Source organism: Pseudoalteromonas sp. L23 (assembly GCF_021728455.1).
Lineage (GTDB): Bacteria > Pseudomonadota > Gammaproteobacteria > Enterobacterales > Alteromonadaceae > Pseudoalteromonas.
In genome coordinates, this window is the sequence record NZ_JAKKCW010000009.1 from 1 (window position 1) to 17409 (window position 17409).

The 17409-nt window shown below is 38.1% G+C and carries 13 protein-coding genes; 7 read left to right on the forward strand and 6 right to left on the reverse strand.

All coding sequences use genetic code 11. From position 1 onward, the window contains the following. The first annotated feature begins 290 nt into the window (after window positions 1–290). Together L3V43_RS15025 and L3V43_RS15030 are read left to right on the forward strand one after the other, a co-directional pair. Window positions 291–440: a hypothetical protein gene (locus L3V43_RS15025; RefSeq protein ID WP_237123934.1), complete on the forward strand. Its 150-nt coding sequence runs from the start codon at window positions 291–293 to the stop codon at window positions 438–440. Next, window positions 410–1576, forward strand: a complete 1167-nt coding sequence (locus tag L3V43_RS15030; RefSeq protein ID WP_237116942.1) for a tyrosine-type recombinase/integrase — start codon at window positions 410–412, stop codon at window positions 1574–1576. Before L3V43_RS15025 ends, L3V43_RS15030 begins: the two co-directional genes overlap by 31 nt. Before the next feature lie 277 nt (window positions 1577–1853). On the opposite strand, the gene L3V43_RS15035 is transcribed toward L3V43_RS15030, so the two are convergent. The 4 genes from L3V43_RS15035 to L3V43_RS15050 all read right to left on the reverse strand — a co-directional run bounded on the left by L3V43_RS15035 (window position 1854) and on the right by L3V43_RS15050 (window position 8810). Continuing rightward, complete coding sequence (locus tag L3V43_RS15035; RefSeq protein ID WP_237116941.1) at window positions 1854–5945, reverse strand: hypothetical protein; 4092 nt, start codon at window positions 5943–5945, stop codon at window positions 1854–1856. Window positions 5946–6042: 97 nt separating this feature from the next. Then, the gene (locus L3V43_RS15040) at window positions 6043–6492 is read right to left on the reverse strand and encodes a DUF4231 domain-containing protein (protein ID WP_237116940.1); all 450 of its coding nucleotides are present in this window, start codon (window positions 6490–6492) and stop codon (window positions 6043–6045) included. A 655-nt stretch (window positions 6493–7147) separates the two neighbouring features. Further along, window positions 7148–8329, reverse strand: a complete 1182-nt coding sequence (locus tag L3V43_RS15045) for a hypothetical protein (protein WP_237116939.1) — start codon at window positions 8327–8329, stop codon at window positions 7148–7150. Between the two features lie 259 nt (window positions 8330–8588). Continuing rightward, window positions 8589–8810, reverse strand: coding sequence for a hypothetical protein (locus L3V43_RS15050; protein WP_237116938.1), 222 nt, complete (start codon window positions 8808–8810; stop codon window positions 8589–8591). Between the two features lie 517 nt (window positions 8811–9327). Between L3V43_RS15050 and L3V43_RS15055 the strand changes: the two genes are divergently transcribed. The 3 genes from L3V43_RS15055 (at window position 9328) to L3V43_RS15065 (ending at window position 14076) form a co-directional block, all read left to right on the forward strand. Next, on the forward strand, window positions 9328–12036 hold the full coding sequence (locus L3V43_RS15055; protein WP_237116937.1) for a CHASE domain-containing protein: 2709 nt from the start codon (window positions 9328–9330) through the stop codon (window positions 12034–12036). 221 nt (window positions 12037–12257) lie between these two features. Then, window positions 12258–12938 (forward strand): transporter substrate-binding domain-containing protein, encoded by a 681-nt coding sequence (locus L3V43_RS15060; RefSeq protein ID WP_237116936.1) that lies wholly within the window; start codon window positions 12258–12260, stop codon window positions 12936–12938. 97 nt (window positions 12939–13035) lie between these two features. Beyond that, a complete protein-coding gene (locus tag L3V43_RS15065) occupies window positions 13036–14076 on the forward strand; it encodes a tetratricopeptide repeat protein (RefSeq protein WP_010606438.1) in 1041 nt (346 codons plus the stop codon). A gap of 66 nt (window positions 14077–14142) precedes the next feature. On the opposite strand, the gene grpE is transcribed toward L3V43_RS15065, so the two are convergent. Both grpE and L3V43_RS15075 read right to left on the reverse strand, forming a co-directional pair. Further along, the gene (grpE, locus tag L3V43_RS15070; RefSeq protein WP_102056533.1) at window positions 14143–14760 is read right to left on the reverse strand and encodes a nucleotide exchange factor GrpE; all 618 of its coding nucleotides are present in this window, start codon (window positions 14758–14760) and stop codon (window positions 14143–14145) included. Window positions 14761–14825: 65 nt separating this feature from the next. Then, window positions 14826–15761 carry an HrcA family transcriptional regulator gene (locus L3V43_RS15075; RefSeq protein WP_171039494.1) on the reverse strand — a complete coding sequence of 312 codons (936 nt, stop codon included), beginning with the start codon at window positions 15759–15761 and terminating at the stop codon, window positions 14826–14828. 90 nt (window positions 15762–15851) lie between these two features. On the opposite strand from L3V43_RS15075, the gene nadK reads away from it, so the two are divergent. Together nadK and L3V43_RS15085 are read left to right on the forward strand one after the other, a co-directional pair. After that, window positions 15852–16736 (forward strand): NAD(+) kinase, encoded by an 885-nt coding sequence (nadK, locus tag L3V43_RS15080; protein ID WP_045990546.1) that lies wholly within the window; start codon window positions 15852–15854, stop codon window positions 16734–16736. A 62-nt stretch (window positions 16737–16798) separates the two neighbouring features. Beyond that, entirely contained in the window at window positions 16799–17377 is a 579-nt protein-coding gene (locus L3V43_RS15085; RefSeq protein ID WP_039492440.1) for a hypothetical protein, read from the forward strand. The last annotated feature ends 32 nt before the right edge of the window (window positions 17378–17409 follow it).

Below are 17409 nucleotides of genomic sequence, written 5' to 3' on the forward strand. Positions count from 1 at the left end.
CGACATCTACGAAAATTGCGTCTAAGTTATTCATGCCCTTGTCCTTGGTAATCTTATGTTTCTTGGTCGAAAGATCTGATCACCACAAGGGCTTTTAGTTCATTTTCTTATGCGCAGCTCAGGTTAACTAAATAAGGTTTAAAAAATGCCAAATTTTTCAGAGTTTTTTGACAAAAGATCCACATCGGATCTAATGAGTAAATCTATAAATGAGTAATAAGAGATTAAACATGAACACAATAAGAGTCTCCCTAGACTGGGTCCCTCAGTCAGTTTATTTAGAGTTATACATGGAAAAATCGACTCAAATTGATGAGCGTATAAAACGGCATCATTGGAAGCGTGGTGTGCATTTTAATGTACCTCAAGGTAGCAAAGGTCGTTGGATTAATCTTAGAGCAGTGAGCGAATGGGCATCAGGAAAAAACATCGCGGTGTAACAATCCGCAAGTCAAAAAATCGAAACACGATTTATATCAGTTTTATGTATCAAAACATTCAATGCAGAGAACCATTGCCTGGTTTAGACTCAGAACTGCAGGGCGATATGGATTACGCATATGGCACCAAACTGGAGATCGAGCGAAAAATCATGCTAGGCCAATTTCAGTATAACGACTATTTTCCAAATTTTGCCAAATTAAAGTTATTTGGGCTCACTAATAGTAAAAAAAACGTGCTGGATTATCTGAATGAGTATGTTAAAGACGCAGAGAAACGGGGCCTCAGTCCTTCAACATTGGATGGATATAAGAAGGCAATAAAAGCTCTTCAACCATTTCACGATGTATTGGTTACAGATCTAAAACCAGCAGACATTAAACAGTATGTTAAATCTGCAGATGTTAAAATTAAAACCATAAAAAATAGGCTCAGTGTGCTGAAAACGGCTCTGCGTGAGGCTATCATTGAAGGTGTAATCCAGCTCAATCCATGTGATTCGGTCCGGCCTACCCAATATATGAACAAAGATCAAAAGATAAACATAGATGACGAACATGATGACGTTAAGCCGTTTACACCTTCTGAAATCAAAGACGTTTTAAACTCATGTAGAAATGAGCAAGAGAGGAATTTGCTGCAATTTGCGTTTTATAGTGGATTGAGATCCTCAGAGTTAGCAGCATTACGGTGGAAACACGTAGACATACAAAATGCAGAAGTACATGTACGAGAGGCTGTTTTATGGCTATCTAAAGATCAGAAAAGGATAACAAAAGAACCAAAAACTAGATCCGGTCGTCGCGTAATCACTCTACTGCCCGAGGCATTAGCTGCCCTGCGCGCGCAAGCAGAGTTTACATTAAATAAATCAGAATTCGTATTTGTAGAACCAAAGCAAGGAACACCTCTGAACGGGCATTCACAAATTCGGAAAAACATTTGGGTGCCAGTATTAAAAAATACTAATTTGAAATATAGGAACCCATACCAAACACGTCACACGTTTGCCACGATGCTCATTAGTAGAAATGAAAATTTATGGTGGATAGCTAAACAAATGGGACATGAAGGCCCTGAGATGTTGTATCAGCACTATGGCAACTACATAGAGGAGCACGCTAAAAAACAGTAGGTTTTTAAACAGAAAAAATGCTTAGGACTGTTAGACTCGATTATTGAATGTGATCGAGTCTGGCAGTTTTATTTATTAGCAAGAAAAACATATTCTCACAATACTGTTCTCATCAGAGTACTGGTTCATACAATTCTAAAAATGAGCTGTACTAAATTGGGTGGAGTTACAATTTAGGTTCATAGTAATAATAAGTAATTGTGGATCTGGTATGGGAGAAAGCTAACCCTCTCACCACATTGTTGATAGAATTAGCTGTCAAAAATATAACTTTCCTCTAACTCAAACTTGAAAAGTCAGCAACCTTTATTAATTCACATAATGTCTTCATTGCATTTTCCGAAGCTACTGACTGATCATCATCAGACTTAGCTTCATCAGCTTTGTCTGAAATACCTCTGATAATCAAAGCATGCTGTATTTTAGGCTGCTTGGAACTTCCTTCAGCCTCCATAAACATAGACAGACCAGCAGCCTCCATTTCTACTGCCTTAGTTTTATCGTGAGTCAACTTCAGCTTTTCTACGATTTCACTTTTCGAATTCGCAAGAACTTTTTCACCACTTCCAATTGGTCCTTTTTCTACAGTAAAGGAACCACCATTTCTTGATTTAAGCTTAAATCTAGACTTTCCTTTACCTACTTCAATTTCCAAACGAGATATTTGACTTTTTGCCCATCTGGATGACCTGAAGTGGGTCATTCTAGAAAGGCTTCCTTTGTCAGTATCTTTCGACTTTTCGTAAAAGAGTACCTCGTCAGCAATTACCACATCTCCAATATTAAGCTTAGAAGTAACACCACCTGCAATTCCAAGCAATACAGCTACCTTTGCTTCATAATCATTCAAAATTGTAGATATTGTTATTGCCATATCCGTATTTCCAGCATCAGGGGATTTTACTAGTAAAACTTTTTTAGCATTTCCATATCCATCATAAAGACAACCTTCAATCATTAAATTACCATACGTTACCTCTGAATCAGGAACATATTTACACTCATGAAGCTCTGATTTAACTGCATAAAACTCTTCACTAAGTATAGTTAATATTATAATGTCAACTTTCTTCATCACTTTTCCTTGATTAATGGAACTAACTTTAAAACCTCTAACTCGAAAACTCTGACTGATCAAATCACTAACACTAAGAGTCTTATCAAATTCAGGTGTTAAGCTAGATCTCCAAATATTTTCTATATAGTTGTGTGCTCTGTTAATAGAGTTACCCTTAGGTCTTCCGGTTACAAAAATAATCTCGCTATAAATACTCTTGCTAATTTGTCCATCTAGGGAAATATCCACATCATGTGAATTACATATTATTTCAGGCGAATTATGTTCAATGCGAAATGGCTGGAAGTCTTTGGGCAAATCATAATACACCAAAGCTCTTACTTTATTTGAGTGACCTATTTTAGAAATGATCCTATTTGATAAAAAAATTAACCACTCATAAGAATTTGAGCCTTTAGCAACAACTTCAACTTCTGTCATGTCTTCATATTTTATAAAATCACCGCAATAAACTAGCCAGCGCTCATTAGAAGCAGAGTTAATATTTTGGCCTTTTATAAAACTTTTTGGCTCGTCGTTGTGTGGATTTCTAGAAGCTCTGACAGCGTCGTTTATAATTTCATTCAGAAGTCTTCTTAAACTCTTTCCAGATAAAGAATCACTTTCTGTTATCTGCAACCTTAACCTAGAGTCAAAGATCTCTATATTTTCAGTTTGCCCGTAATGTCCAACGGTTGCCTTTGCTGTATTAAGTAAACCTATAGACTCTCTCATCAATATGCTTAAATATGTTAAGGCTTTATGATAAAAACTATCTAGATTATCCCCATACTTACATTTCAGAAGCCGACTCCATAAACCTTCAAGCTCATGACTTCTTTTTGATACTTTTAATAGTGTCTTAGATTGTTGGTTTAAAGACTTGCGTGTTGACGGAAGGAACTCATATTCTTTATTATTAAAAAAGATTATATACGATAATATATCTACACACATTTTTGTATGTGTAAGCCAAATACCTGATTTCCTTATTAGGTTACTATAAAACTCTGGTAACTTTCCTCCTTGATTATAATCTGGTGACCGCCAAAATTTCTCCCACATTGCTAATCTTGACTCATCATCGTCACAGTATGCATTTTGAAGCTTTTGAAATATAGTCTTTGGCCAACCTTTTTCAATTGCTTTAAATTTTTCAATACCGCTGCATAAGGCTTTATAAGGCAATGAAGCCCTAAAGTTATGTATTAATGTTGGTGTCGCAAATATATTAGCTTTATCAGAGTCTTTAAATTGATAATTAAACTGTGACATCCAACGGTCTTGAAAAATACGAATATCCGCAGATAAAGCAAGAATTGAATTTTGAGGATACAAACATGAAGCGAGAAAAGTCTGATTTTCACCTGAGTTTTTGAAAACTCCATTCTTGTAGCCTATAGCAATAAGCTGCCCAAGTGCCCTAGCATCTATATCACTCGAGTTAGTAAGCTTACTACCTCCATAGTGCTCTAGATAAACTTCGGGAGTATCATTAATTTTATATTTTCCCTCGCCGGGCTCATTAGTTTCTGAAATAACCCCCAACTCTACTAATTGCTTGCTTAAAGATTTAGAAGTATCAAATTCAAACTTTTCACTAGATGAGAAGGAAGAACTTGTTTCACTAACTGCACCGAAAGCATAAAACTTAACTGCAACAGATGAAACTACATTAGTTCGATCAAAAATTTCTTCTAAAAAACTGCTATTAGCACCACACGATATAAATAGGACTAATAGCTTCTCCATTTCTGTTGCGAATAGAGAGTCTTTCTTAGCATTTTTTTTAATCGAATTAAGATAAAGGCTAATTAAATAGAACTCTCTATTTGATAATTTTACTTCTTCTCCATGTCTAAAAGCCCTAGTTATTATACTAGAATTAGCATTATCAAGTTTTGAAGTTATAGGAACTATAATTCCTTGATCTATAGCATTATCAAGAAATAAACTGAATGAAATTTTAGTTAAATTGCTTTCATTCCCCACACAAGCTTTTGTTAAATCAAGCAACTCAGAAACTGTTACGCCTTTCTTCAATCTATCTTTGACACTTTTATTGTTCTTATTGTAAGCCTCAGATGGACCGTGCTCTTTAATCAACTTTTGAAGTGCCACCTCTTTATTAAGATACATCTCAAAAAATGGTTTAGTTAATTCCTGCTGCATTTCTGCAATGCTAGCTGCGCTTGTTGACATTGGTTTGTTTGATCTATCAAGAACATAAAATTCTGACAAAGAATCAACTCTTTTATAAGGAGAAAACCTGCATTTCTTATTTATAAGCTCTCTTACATTACCAACCATAGGTGGTGAAAATAAGAATGATAACTCCCTATCATCATGCTCTAAATCAAATTGGTTTATTTCGCTTAGAAGAGAATTTATATCTTTCAGCCATACATGCGCTAACTGATTAGCAACATAATACTGAAGTAATCTAATCTTTGATTTTGCTGTTTCAAAGCATTTGTGAATTCTTACATGGCTATCTGTTTTACTAACAAGGTGTGAAAATAATTTATCGACTTCACTTTCAACCATAGGTGCAAAAGCAAAAAAAGGGACGACTCTAAAACTAAACTTTTTTTTACCTGCTTCTCCACCGACATATCTACCAAAGATTCTAACTTTTGATAAATTATCATCCGTAATTTTTAAACCTACTATCTCCTCTAATTCTTTAATTTTGTCTTCGTCTGGTATCAGTGTATATACTCTCACTCCATTTTCGACTTGTAGCTTTGTTGATAGGTCAAATAACCTCCAGCCTGGGCAAGCTGAAATTGCTGCTATATCGTAGTTATATAATGAACGTCTGTTATAAAGTGGAAAGTCTACACTATAAGGCCTTGGGAGAATGGACATTGACTTTACTATATTCGAACTCAATGAACGACAACTCGTATCATCAAGCTCGAAATATTTATTGTCAGGCTTTATATATGTACTTTCCCAATAATCTCTATTAACAGCTAAGACATGACAGGTAACTTTTACATTTTTAGTTTTTCGTTGAATTAGGCTCTTAGAGTCTTTTAAAGTAGTACCGGTGAATACTAGTTCATCGACGATAGCAATACTTTTATTATTCATCCAACTCATATCCATTCCTAAAACACGGTCAGTTGTAATAATAGCCGAATTGCGAACCAGCCCCATTGTTTCTAGTGTATGATAGAAACATGCCGCTTTTCGTGCCATCAATATAATTACATCAGCCTTTATTTCAGATATTTGTTTAGAATACTCTATGACGGCTTGTTTTGATTCTCCATCAAACTGAGCCAAGAATGTATTTTTATCCATAATTATCCTTAAATTCTTTCTTACCCACAAAAACCATAAAGCATTAATGCTTATTTAAAAATTGAAATCACACCAATATTGAGTATCTACTAAAACTTTACTGAGTGAGTTTTAATTCACTTTTAGTTGGAATGTTGTTCTTCCAACTTTCGTGAGTGTTTATTTTTAACTGACTTATTGTTTCAATCAAAACTTGATCAGCATCTCCACTTTTATTTTTATACTCACCTAAAGAAAAATCATATTTTACAAGATTCATTTCTATTATACGTTCAGCCCCTCTATAAAGTGCCCATAACTCTTGTGGTTTTCTAAGCTGTAACCAAGCAGTAAGAAAAGCAGCTAATGCTGATAATATAGATGGTAAAACTTTTGATAACCAAAACCCTTCTGCTAGACTTACTAGCAATGGAGAAGATAAAGTGAAAAGCATAATAAATTTAAAACACCAAAGAGACTCAAATTTATTATGCGATGCTTTTTCTTGAAAATGCTGTAGTTGATTCATAGCATAGTCCCTGGCATTCCCGCATGTATTTTTTTCCACTTTTTAGCTCCTGAGTATTTTCATAATTAATCAATTAAACCACAAAGAATCTAGAAGAGCTTGTAGTTCAAGCTCTGAATTTTTATTCAACTACTTAGTGATAGAACCGTATACTTTTAAGTTGAAAGAATACTATATTCATAGAATGATACGCAATAGAAATATAAATTAATAATTAGTTGTTTTTCATAAAAATAAAATATTTCCGATATATTTATCTAAAATAAATCAACAACATACGTGACAATAGAACACATAAGTATTTTGCTTTTTAACTATTGGAAGTAATAAAGCATTCACTTCACTCCAACCTATTACTTCGTTTATATTAATGTCAATTTTCTTCTTATCTCTAAGTAGCGCTTTAAATGTGACTAAATTATTTAAATTTATAAGTTTATTAAACTGACTGGCCAAAGTTAATTACCTTCACAATCTTAATTATAAAAATAAAATCCCACACTTTATCGAACCTCTTATCTTAATAAAGAAGATAAAATACTAAAAACGGTTCGCGTTTAGGAAAGCTAGCAATAACAAACAAAACAAATTAATAAATATCGACAATTAAAATATTGTTTTTTATTAGCGGTGATAGTTCTTTAATTATTCATTAAATACATTGCCAAATAAGAATTTACAAACTAATTAAAGTTTAGACTTTCTTCTCAGATTCAGGGTTAACAGCTTTAGCGACACTATTTGTGCTCCCAATAATTGCACTACCACTTCCAATTGAAGTCGTTGTTACTGCTGAACTAACTTCTTTTGTTACTTCTCTCGAATAGCTATTTATAAAAGTACCACCACGCATGTGAGATGATACTAATTGAGTAGAAGTAACTGGTTTCACAACACTTGTTATTGTTGTTTGAAATAAGTTCCTTATACCGTTGGCAATCGAGGCTAGCAAAATCATACACAGAGGCACTGATAGCATCATCACTGAAAATCTCATCAAACCGTCTTTTAATCTACTCTCGATTAATAGACCAGAATAACCGAACACTATCAGAAAATACAAACCTGCAAAGGCATATTTACCAATTGGTGATTCAAAATAATAGTGATGTAGATATAGCACTCCCCAAAAAAATACAAAAAATAGAGATTGGCCATTGAGCGACTTAAATGTATCCCACAAAGATTTAAGCTGGTAGAGGGTATAAATAATTAAAAATGGTAATAAAATCGGTATCGACGTACAAATCACCAATAGTAAGACAGAAAACACTACCCCCTTTAGCATTTCTGATAGCTTATTCTCAGTAAAAATGTAATAAGCAAAGTAGATAAAAGATAAAAACATTGTAGCAACTATCGTAATCGCGAATGCTTGCTCACCTGCTCCTGATAAAAAGAAAAGTGAAGTGAAAATACTAAGATAAAATAATGCTCTGAATCCTTCGATTGCTGTTTTATCTTGTTTTTGTGGTACCTCTTCCACTTTGGTTATCACTTTGTCTTGTTGCTTTTCTTCTCCACTCGAATTGATAACTGAATATCTTTCAGCAGAATTGTCCAAAGAACTATCGCCTTCCACATTAGTGATATTATTAGTCTCTGACAGTTTTGACTTTGGAGAGATTTTAGCCGATTTATGTTGTGGTTTTTCAGCTTTGCACTCTGTGAATATTCCCGCTGCCTTCAGTTTTTTTTGAATATAGCGTGCTTTTTCAAGTTCTAAATTCTTTTTGATGGCGTATGATCTTCCATCAAAAAGTAAGTGCGCTTTTGATTCGGGCAATTTTAATAAGCGCGCTAGCGCAATACTTAGTTTGATTTGATCCTTTTCCGGAGCAATCTTGCCTTTAAATACAATTTTGTAGGTATTCATACTAATCCTTAGTCATTATTCCTGAAAGATTATCAAAATCGTACTTGTCTTAAAACACATTAAACATCCAAAACCTCACTAAAACTAGATTTGGAAAGAAAAATTTATTCTTATTTTTAACCTACTACAGTTTCAACTTGTAAACCATAAAGTTTATCAATGGTATTATACTTTTGATTTTTGTAATCGGCTTGAACTTTATACAACTAAGATAATTTTTTGTGATTTGAAACAAACTTAGAAAACAATATTTTAATTTTTATCCTTTCCAAGTACTACCTGATGCATCATAGTATTTACCATCAATACCCTTAGAATAAACTGTTCCACAGACATCTTCCCAATCTCCATCATGATATGGGTCAGAGTCAGGGTTATCAATCAAATCAATTTGCTTAGTATTATTTTCCTTACTATCAATACTTAATAAAAATACCAAAACCTTCAAGAGACAAACTAAAGCTACTTTTACGTATTTCATTTTAAATATTCCTTTTATTATTAAATCAAACTTCTTTAAGTTTATGATGGTATGCAGACATATCGTAAAACACCATTGCACTATGTCAATATCACATAAATAGCACATCACTAACAAGCTTTCTCATAAACATTTTAAAACAGATACTTAGCTCGACTATTCCGGTCGTTCCCCCCCCAGCCCCACCAAATTTTAGCTTTATAAATCAATCAGTTAGAGAGATTTTCTTTAACTGGTTTTTTTGTTTTCGGGGCAAACATCCACATTTCATCCTAAAAAATGTCCACATCGTGACCACATTTATATAAAGCCCAAAATCCGCATATTTATTTTAGCTTTTATGGTCACATGGCTTATCCGATTTCAATCTACAATTTATCCAAATAACAATTCAAAATATGTCTTTATTGAGCCAAATTAGGCATAAATTCAGGATTGTCACTTCACCGTAATCACTATCAATTCTATGCTATCTGGACTAACATATTGATTAGATTTAAAGCGTAAGGAATATAGCGTGTCGTTAGCGAATGCTCACACAGTTCGCCAGAGCCGATTTTTGCCACTTGTTGCTGCACTACTCGTGTTAGTTGGCAGTATGCTTTATGGGTTGGTGTTATATGAGCAAGAAAAGGAGCATCATGCTGAAAAGGTAGCGGCGGCACTTGCCTCACGGCTTGACCATGTGACTGAGGGTGTAAACGAGCGCGTTACGCTGTATTGGTACGGTATTTTAGGGCTTCGCACTGCAATTTATGCGAATCAACAACACAGCTTTGACTATCAGGCGATGCAGCGTTATATCAGGTCGTTTGACTTCCAAGCGGAATATTCTGGGGCTCGTGGCGTGGGGATCATCAAATATGTCCCCGTTGATAGCGTAAGCAGCTTTGTGCAACAAGCACAAGCTGAGCGTACAGACAGAACATTCTCCATCAAAACGCTAAACCCACATAGCACCAGCAAATTTGTTATCCAGTACATTGAACCCGAAGCAAACAACGATAAAGCCGTCGGCTTGGATATAGGTTCCGAAGCTAGTCGTAGAACAGCGGCAATAGAAGCTGCAACTGCCAATGAGCCGAGGCTTACCGCCCCAATTACCTTAGTGCAAGCCGACAATAAAATTAAATACGGCTTTTTGATACTCGCGCCAATTTATACCTCTATTGGTATGGCAACAAATGAAGAAAATCGGTTAGACAACTTAGTTGGTTGGACTTATTCCCCGTTACTTATCGATGAGATCCTGTCGACTTTGCTGTCTTTTCGACAAGATGTTTCAATTCAAATTTCCGATGTAACCAATAACGATGAAAACACACCATTTTATCAGGTGCTAAAAGAAGATATTAAAGAGTTGGATAACTCGGTGGCTAAACAGGTCACCTTGTTTGGTCGCTCTTGGGAAGTAAAAATTTGGCCAACTCCGCAATTTATCCGTTCACTCAATCTCGTCTCTCCTAATACCATTTTGCAAGTTGCGCTGCTGGTGTCTGCGCTATTGGCAATCATCACTTATATTCTGCTTTTAAGCTTTACGCGTCAGCGCTTAGCAGAAAAGGAAAAGCTAGCAGCCGAAGAAGAAAAAGCACAGTCCCTTGCTAAACTGAACTCTTCATTAGAACAGGAAGTAAAAGCACGAACTAAAGAAATCGTAAAATACAGCCAACTTCACACCAGCATTGTTGAAGGTTCGGGTTATGCCATTGTCGCCACCGATCCTGACGGTATCATTACCCAGTTTAACCCTGCAGCTGAGCGTTTATTAGGGTACAAAAAAGATGAACTCATTGGTAAATCATCCCCTGCCATTTTCCATCTTGAGGAAGAGGTCATAGCAAGAGCAAAAGCGTTAACGGAAGAGCTTGGCAGAGTCATTGAACCTGGGTTTGAAGTGTTTGTCGCCAAAGCCAAACAAGGTGTGGTAGATACTAGTCGATGGACTTACGTTACTAAGCAAAATCAACACGTTCAAATTAAGTTAAATGTAACAACCTTGACCGACGAACACGGCAATATTGATGGGTTTTTGGGCATCGCATTAGATCTCACTGAGCAGCTCAAACATGAGCGAGAACTCTCGCACGCCAAAGAAGCAGCTGAGCAAGCAGCCAAAGCCAAAGCCGTCTTTTTGGCGAATATGAGTCATGAAATACGAACCCCAATGAATGGCTTATACGGCACATTACAACTATTAAAGTCGGAACCACTTAACAGCACCGCTACCAACCTACTTGAGAAGGCGACTTACTCGGTTAAGGCACTTAATACTATCATCAACGATATTTTGGATTTCTCTAAAATTGAAGCCGGTAGAATTGAGCTTGAAGAACGACCATTTAATATTGAGGTGTTGGTTGAACACCTACGCTCAGATTTCTTAGTGTTGGCAAAAAACAAGGGATTAAAGCTTAAGATCTACGTTGAACTTGAGCATAAGTTTTGGCTTGGAGACGAAGTCAGAGTCAGGCAAGTGTTGCTTAACCTCTTGTCAAACTCCATTAAGTTTACTGAAACTGGTAGTATTATTACCCATATAAAACCACTTCAAAATGATTCAGGTATGCTTATCACCGTTGCCGACACCGGCATAGGAATGACAGAAGCCACAATCAAAAAACTCTTTTCACGATTTGAGCAGGCGGATAAGTCCACCACCAGAAAATTTGGTGGTACGGGACTCGGCCTTTCTATCACCCGCTCCCTAATCGACCTGATGGGCGGCACGATAAAAGTAGAAAGTACTGTCGGAGAAGGCAGTCAATTTAGCATCGAGTTGCCTTTGCAAAAGGCTAAGTGTACATCAGAGCAACCAAAAGGCGATCCGCTAACAGCAGCAGACTTGAGCGGTACGTCCATATTGCTGGCTGAGGATAATCCAGTAAACCAGCTGGTAGTGCGTTCTATGATCAGTAAAGCCAATGGTGATATTACGATTGCGAATAATGGTAAAGAGTCCATTGAACAATTCGAGCTAAACAAACCCGACTTAATACTTATGGATATTCAAATGCCTGAAATGGATGGCGTTGAAGCCTGCAAGCGTCTCAAAAGAAAGGATCCCAATATCCCAATAATCGCATTGACTGCAAATGCCTTTGCGGAAGACAAAGCCTTGTATGAGCGCGTCGGATTTGATGGTTATGTTGCCAAACCCATAGAGCAGCTTGAGCTTATCAATACCATAGCGACCGTACTCGCACAGAGCCGCAATGTACAATAATAAATTAAGAAGCAAAAAACACTTTGCGGATACATTAAACATTCTTAATCGTTTAACAAAACACGTGTACCAGTCTTCCTTTGCTGATAAAATAAGCATGCTTTATAAAACGCTCAGAGATTTACGCCATGAAATGTTCTATATCACTTTTACTTAGTTTACTTATCACATTTTGGGCATTTGAAACTTTAGCGAAATGTAGCAAAACTTTGCGCATAGGAATGAACGAAACACTGTGGCCTCCTTATATTTCCCGTAAAGAAGGTAATGTCTCTGGTTTAGAGATTAATGCGCTAAACACCTTGTTTAACGACTCATCTTATTGCTTGGAATATGTCTTTTATCCCACTTCAGCGAGAATGCTAGCAGAGTTAAAGGTAGGTAAGGTAGATGTACTAATGGCTGCGACCAAAACGGCATCTAGAGCTAAGTTTGCTTACTTCACTACACCTTACCGCCAAGAAGTCATGGCATTATTCCAACATAAAGAAAAACCAAAAATTGGCGGCGAAGTCGAGTCGTTGATCCTTGCAGGAAACACATTTGCTCTGAATGCCGGCAGCTACTATGGAATTGCCTTTGAAAAACTGATCCAAGACTTTTATAACGATCAGCTGGTACATCTGCCCAATGCCGCTCGCCGCTTTAAAATGTTGGGTAAACAGCGAGTTGATTATGTTGTTGAAGATAAGCTCGCGGGCGAGCACTTTATTCAAGCCAAAGAGTATACCGATGTTATCTATTCTGGTATCGAGGCGAATAGAACTCCGGTTAGCTATATGCTTAGCAAAGTCAGTTTAACCACTGTAGACCTTGAAAATATTAATCGGCTAATTGAATTGCACCAGAGTGAACTCAACAATTTGTTTTCTTTTCATCACGTTTCCGATCCCCATTTATAATTGAAGAGGTAACCTCTACATTGTTGCTTATCTTTGTATAATGCTGTTTGTCGTAATTGATTTGGAACTATTTGTTACTGCCGACTACAGTTAATAGATGCGCAAAAATGTGGTTGGGATTTGCTTGGTTCGGTTTTTACTCTTTGTAACTTGTACATTTTATTTTTGCCAACATGCGTTGGCGAAAGACTTCTCATATTTTGAAAGTAAGCTAGACGAGGCCAGCGACTATTTAACGGTTAACCCTGCACAATCCTTGATTATTCTCGACAGTTTAGAGCAACTGCAAGATGTACCTGTACCGTTATTTATTCAGTGGCATTTGCTGAGCGCTCGTGCATCTGTACCAACAAACAAAGTTGATAGGCTCTATACCTCAATAAACGCGACCTTTCTGTATCCAGATGACATGTTTTTTAAAGCCAACCTCCCTACCATTTTGAGTGCGCTAGGGATTTGGTTACGCCGACAAGAATACCTTGATGATGCTGATACTAGTCTTAAGTGTGCCTACAAATATGCAGAAAATGACCGCCAACGACTTACGCTGACTAACAGTATGGCGCTAGTTGCCCGCAACCAAGATGACTACCAAAAAGCGAGAACATTGTATGCCAAAGCACGCAAATTAGCTGAGGAGTTAAAGCAAACCCCGGTACTTGCGATGATCGAAAGCAATTTGGGTAGCCTCGCGCTTGATCAAGGTCGAGTATTTGAAGCCGAGCAGTATTTTCGCCATGCTCTGTTGGGCTATCAAGCCGTTGATAAACGCTCGGGTCAAATCTCAGCGGGGATTAACTTGATGTTTGTCTTTCTTATTCAAAAACAAATCGTGAACTACGAACGTTTACAAGGGCCCACGTCTACCCTAACCACAGCCTTTCCAAACGAATCAAAACAAGCTTGGCTACAATGGCTTGAGGCGCGCTATAAACAACTCGAGGGGGAGATGCCCAACCAAAGCACTAAGCAAGCGTTACAACTGGCATATACCCAGTTAGAAAGCGATAAAGTAAAGCTACTAGTACATAGATATTTAGCAAAAGAGTTAGGCGTCGAAGTAACGGCTCCCCTCCCCATCACAGCCAAGTCTTTTTCAAGCCCTTGGTTTGATAGAGTGAAGCTGTGTAGCTGGTAAGCAAATACATTCGTTCCTAAACGCAAAAAAGCCGCTCAATGAGCGGCTTTTTCAAATTGAATTTGCTTATTCAGCAGCCTTAGAGACCATCACCATTGCAGGGCGCAATAGACGACCGTTTAAGGTATACCCTTTTTGCATCACAGCAAGCACAGTATTTGGTGATACATCATTGCTTGGCTGAATTGACATTGCTTGGTGTAGCTCTGGGTTAAATGCTTCACCCTGCGGGTTTACCGCTTCAACACCAAATTTAGCAAGGGCATCAGCAAATGTCTTGATAGTCATATCAATACCTTCAAGCACTGGCTTTAAAGTTTCGTTTTCTTTGTCAGAAAACTCAATCGCACGCTCTAGGTTATCGATTACAGGTAGTAATTCGTTTGAGAACTTTTCTAGCGCAAATTTATGCGCTTTTTCAACATCCTGCGCTGCACGGCGACGAACATTTTCAAGCTCAGCAGCGGCGCGAACAACGCTATCTTTTTGTGAGTCGATAGTTTGCTTAGCGGTTTCAAGCTCAGCATACAGACCAGCGATTTCTTCTTCTGGGCTCAACTCACCCGCATTTTCTGCCTGCTCTTCCTGAGTTTGTTGTTCTGCTTGTGCTTCTACAACTTCCGCTTCCGCTTGTGTTTGTTCTTGTTCAAGCTCTTGCTCTGGGGCTTTTGTCTGCTCAGACATGTGGTGATTCTCCGATTCTTTACAACTGCGGTAATTATGGGGATTGAAATGAGAGTTTCAACCCTTTATTGCGGCAATTTTTTGAATTCCGACAAGATAGCTTCGATCTTTGAATCCGCAGGGCAAATGACGCAAAAGCGACTTTGATATTCTCCTTTGGAGAAATACGGCACACTAAGCACCACTACGCGATGTAAACCGAGCATGCTTAGCTCTTCGCCAAGTAACACGGATACACCGTCTTTAAACGCCAAGCGGTCTTCAACTTGGTCTAAAAATCCGACGCCAAGATTAATCTCTCTATCCAACTCTAGGCGGTTATATAAGTAGCGCTCGCCCACAACAATCGCATTATCTGAGCCTAATTGCTGACTTAACTGCTTAGTCCACTGGGCCAAAATATGATGACAACTCGGCGGTGCGCTGTGTGCCATGGCGCGCATTCGGTGCAACCCTTCAACTAAAGTTTGTTGACTGAATACAGTATTCATCCAAGCCGCGAACTGGTAACGCAACGCGTCGGAGTCATCAACGGGTTTATCTATACAAATATTGTGTGATTGCCCCGCTCTGTCTAACAGCAGGACCAGCCAATTTTTACGATCAAAATCGAGCACTTCGACACGGAACATTTGTTTGCTGCTAACTTGTGGTAATCCAACGCAGCAACAGACCTGGAAGTTTTGGCTCAATAAGTGGGCAAAAGAGACTATTGCGGATTGATCTGGTTGCCAATGAACGGCAACATCAGCCAGAGGAAAAAACTCCTGTAGCCAGAATTTTACACCTTGATCGGTGGGCACGCGGCCAGCTGACGTGTGCGGCGAATACAATAAGCCTTGATTTTCAAGTCTTGCCATTGCATTACGTACGGTTGCAGAACAAATAGCAAGGCCGTCCTGCTTTGCTATTTTGCTGGATGCAACAGGCTGCCCTTCACCATTACAATAATGGCGCATGACCGCACACAGAATTTGTTCATCTCTGGGATTTAGTTTCATAATTATTTTAATATGGGTGTCAATTGCCAGTTTCAAGCACTACGCTTTTAATATAATCTTGCAACAAAGATACCAAGGACAAATGACTGAATGACGACCACGTTTAACACCATCGGCTTAATTGGCAAACCCAACCACGAAGGCGCGGGGACGACCTTACAACGACTCTACACATTTTTGCAAGCATTAGGATATGAAGTACTCGTAGAAGATCGCGTTGCGGAGCAAATAAAGTCGTTAGACGAAGACGCTGTTGTCGAGTTAGTTGAACTAGGTAAACGCTGCGATCTTGCTATTGTTGTTGGTGGTGACGGTAACATGCTTGGTGCGGCAAGAGTACTGGCTCGTTTTGATGTCGCCGTGATTGGGGTTAACCGCGGTAACTTAGGCTTTTTGACAGATTTGAACCCCGAAGGCTTTGAAGCGCAGCTAGAAGCGGTGTTAAGCGGCCAATTTATTGAAGAATCGAGATTTCTGTTAGAGGTGGCAGTATATCGACATCACCAACTTAAAAGCGCAAATTTAGCAATGAACGAAGCCGTATTACACGCTGATAAGGTTGCTCATATGATTGAATTTGAGGCCTTTATCAACGACGACTTTGTATTTTCCCAGCGCTCAGACGGTTTAATTGTCTCGACACCGACGGGGTCAACCGCTTACTCGCTTTCTGGTGGCGGGCCTATTTTAACCCCAGAACTCGACGCTATTTCTTTGGTGCCTATGTTTCCGCATACCTTATCCAGCCGGCCTTTAGTGGTGGATGCAGAAAAAGAAGTCAAACTTAAGTTAAGTCTAGAAAACACCGACAGCTTACAAGTAAGTTGTGACAGCCATGTTGTACTGGCTGTGCTACCTGGCGACGAGGTTATCATCAAAAAAGCGGAGAAAAGACTAAGATTGATCCACCCTAAATGCTACTCCTACTACAATGTTCTTAGACAGAAATTAAATTGGGGCAGTAGGCTTTACTAAGCACGCAAAGTTACGCAAAATAACCTTGGTTAATTTTTCTAATTTAGGTAAATAACAATAAAATGGCTTACGTTGTATTTTTCACATTGGCGCTGCTTATCACTATACTTTCAGTGTATTTAGTGATTGAAAATAATAGAAGAAAAGCCCGTGAAGCGGAAAAAAAAGCCTTTAACGATCGTTTAAAAGTGATTAGTAGCAACTTTAAACTTAAAGTTGCTGAATTCGTCGAAGCGAAGATTTTAAGGCCAAAATACGCACCGCAGATCAATGCAATTGTTGGCAACTTTTTTGTTGTTCAAGCGCACTCGGAAGAGAACTTGGCGCAACTGGAAAAAGTGTCTGAGTTATTTATCTATTCAGTGACAAACGAGCTCAATAAGTGTCGCTCAAATGGCAATATGGATTTGCTTGCTGAGCAATTACAATATTTTGTTGCTGAATTACCCACGGCGGGCATTGCCTATAATCGTGACTTCTATCGCGAGATGCTTCCAGCTCTCATTGCACGCATTCAAACACCTGATACACCAGCAATACAGCAAGATGAAGATGTGCTGGATTCGCAAGAGCTAGGTGATTCAGAGCCATCCAACCAACAAATGCAAGCAGCCTTAGTAAAAGAGCACGCCATCGGTTAATCTTGCTATTATTTTTAGTAAAATTTTTTGAT

What these genes read in the sequence shown, in the direction of transcription:
- L3V43_RS15025 (WP_237123934.1), top strand. Translation starts at nt 291, where the DNA reads ATGGAAAAATCGACTCAAATTGATGAGCGTATAAAACGGCATCATTGG.
- L3V43_RS15030 (WP_237116942.1), top strand. Translation starts at nt 410, where the DNA reads ATGGGCATCAGGAAAAAACATCGCGGTGTAACAATCCGCAAGTCAAAA.
- L3V43_RS15035 (WP_237116941.1), bottom strand. Translation starts at nt 5,945, where the DNA reads ATGGATAAAAATACATTCTTGGCTCAGTTTGATGGAGAATCAAAACAA.
- L3V43_RS15045 (WP_237116939.1), bottom strand. Translation starts at nt 8,329, where the DNA reads ATGAATACCTACAAAATTGTATTTAAAGGCAAGATTGCTCCGGAAAAG.
- L3V43_RS15050 (WP_237116938.1), bottom strand. Translation starts at nt 8,810, where the DNA reads ATGAAATACGTAAAAGTAGCTTTAGTTTGTCTCTTGAAGGTTTTGGTA.
- L3V43_RS15060 (WP_237116936.1), top strand. Translation starts at nt 12,258, where the DNA reads ATGAACGAAACACTGTGGCCTCCTTATATTTCCCGTAAAGAAGGTAAT.
- L3V43_RS15065 (WP_010606438.1), top strand. Translation starts at nt 13,036, where the DNA reads ATGCGCAAAAATGTGGTTGGGATTTGCTTGGTTCGGTTTTTACTCTTT.
- grpE (WP_102056533.1), bottom strand. Translation starts at nt 14,760, where the DNA reads ATGTCTGAGCAGACAAAAGCCCCAGAGCAAGAGCTTGAACAAGAACAA.
- L3V43_RS15075 (WP_171039494.1), bottom strand. Translation starts at nt 15,761, where the DNA reads ATGAAACTAAATCCCAGAGATGAACAAATTCTGTGTGCGGTCATGCGC.
- nadK (WP_045990546.1), top strand. Translation starts at nt 15,852, where the DNA reads ATGACGACCACGTTTAACACCATCGGCTTAATTGGCAAACCCAACCAC.
- L3V43_RS15085 (WP_039492440.1), top strand. Translation starts at nt 16,799, where the DNA reads ATGGCTTACGTTGTATTTTTCACATTGGCGCTGCTTATCACTATACTT.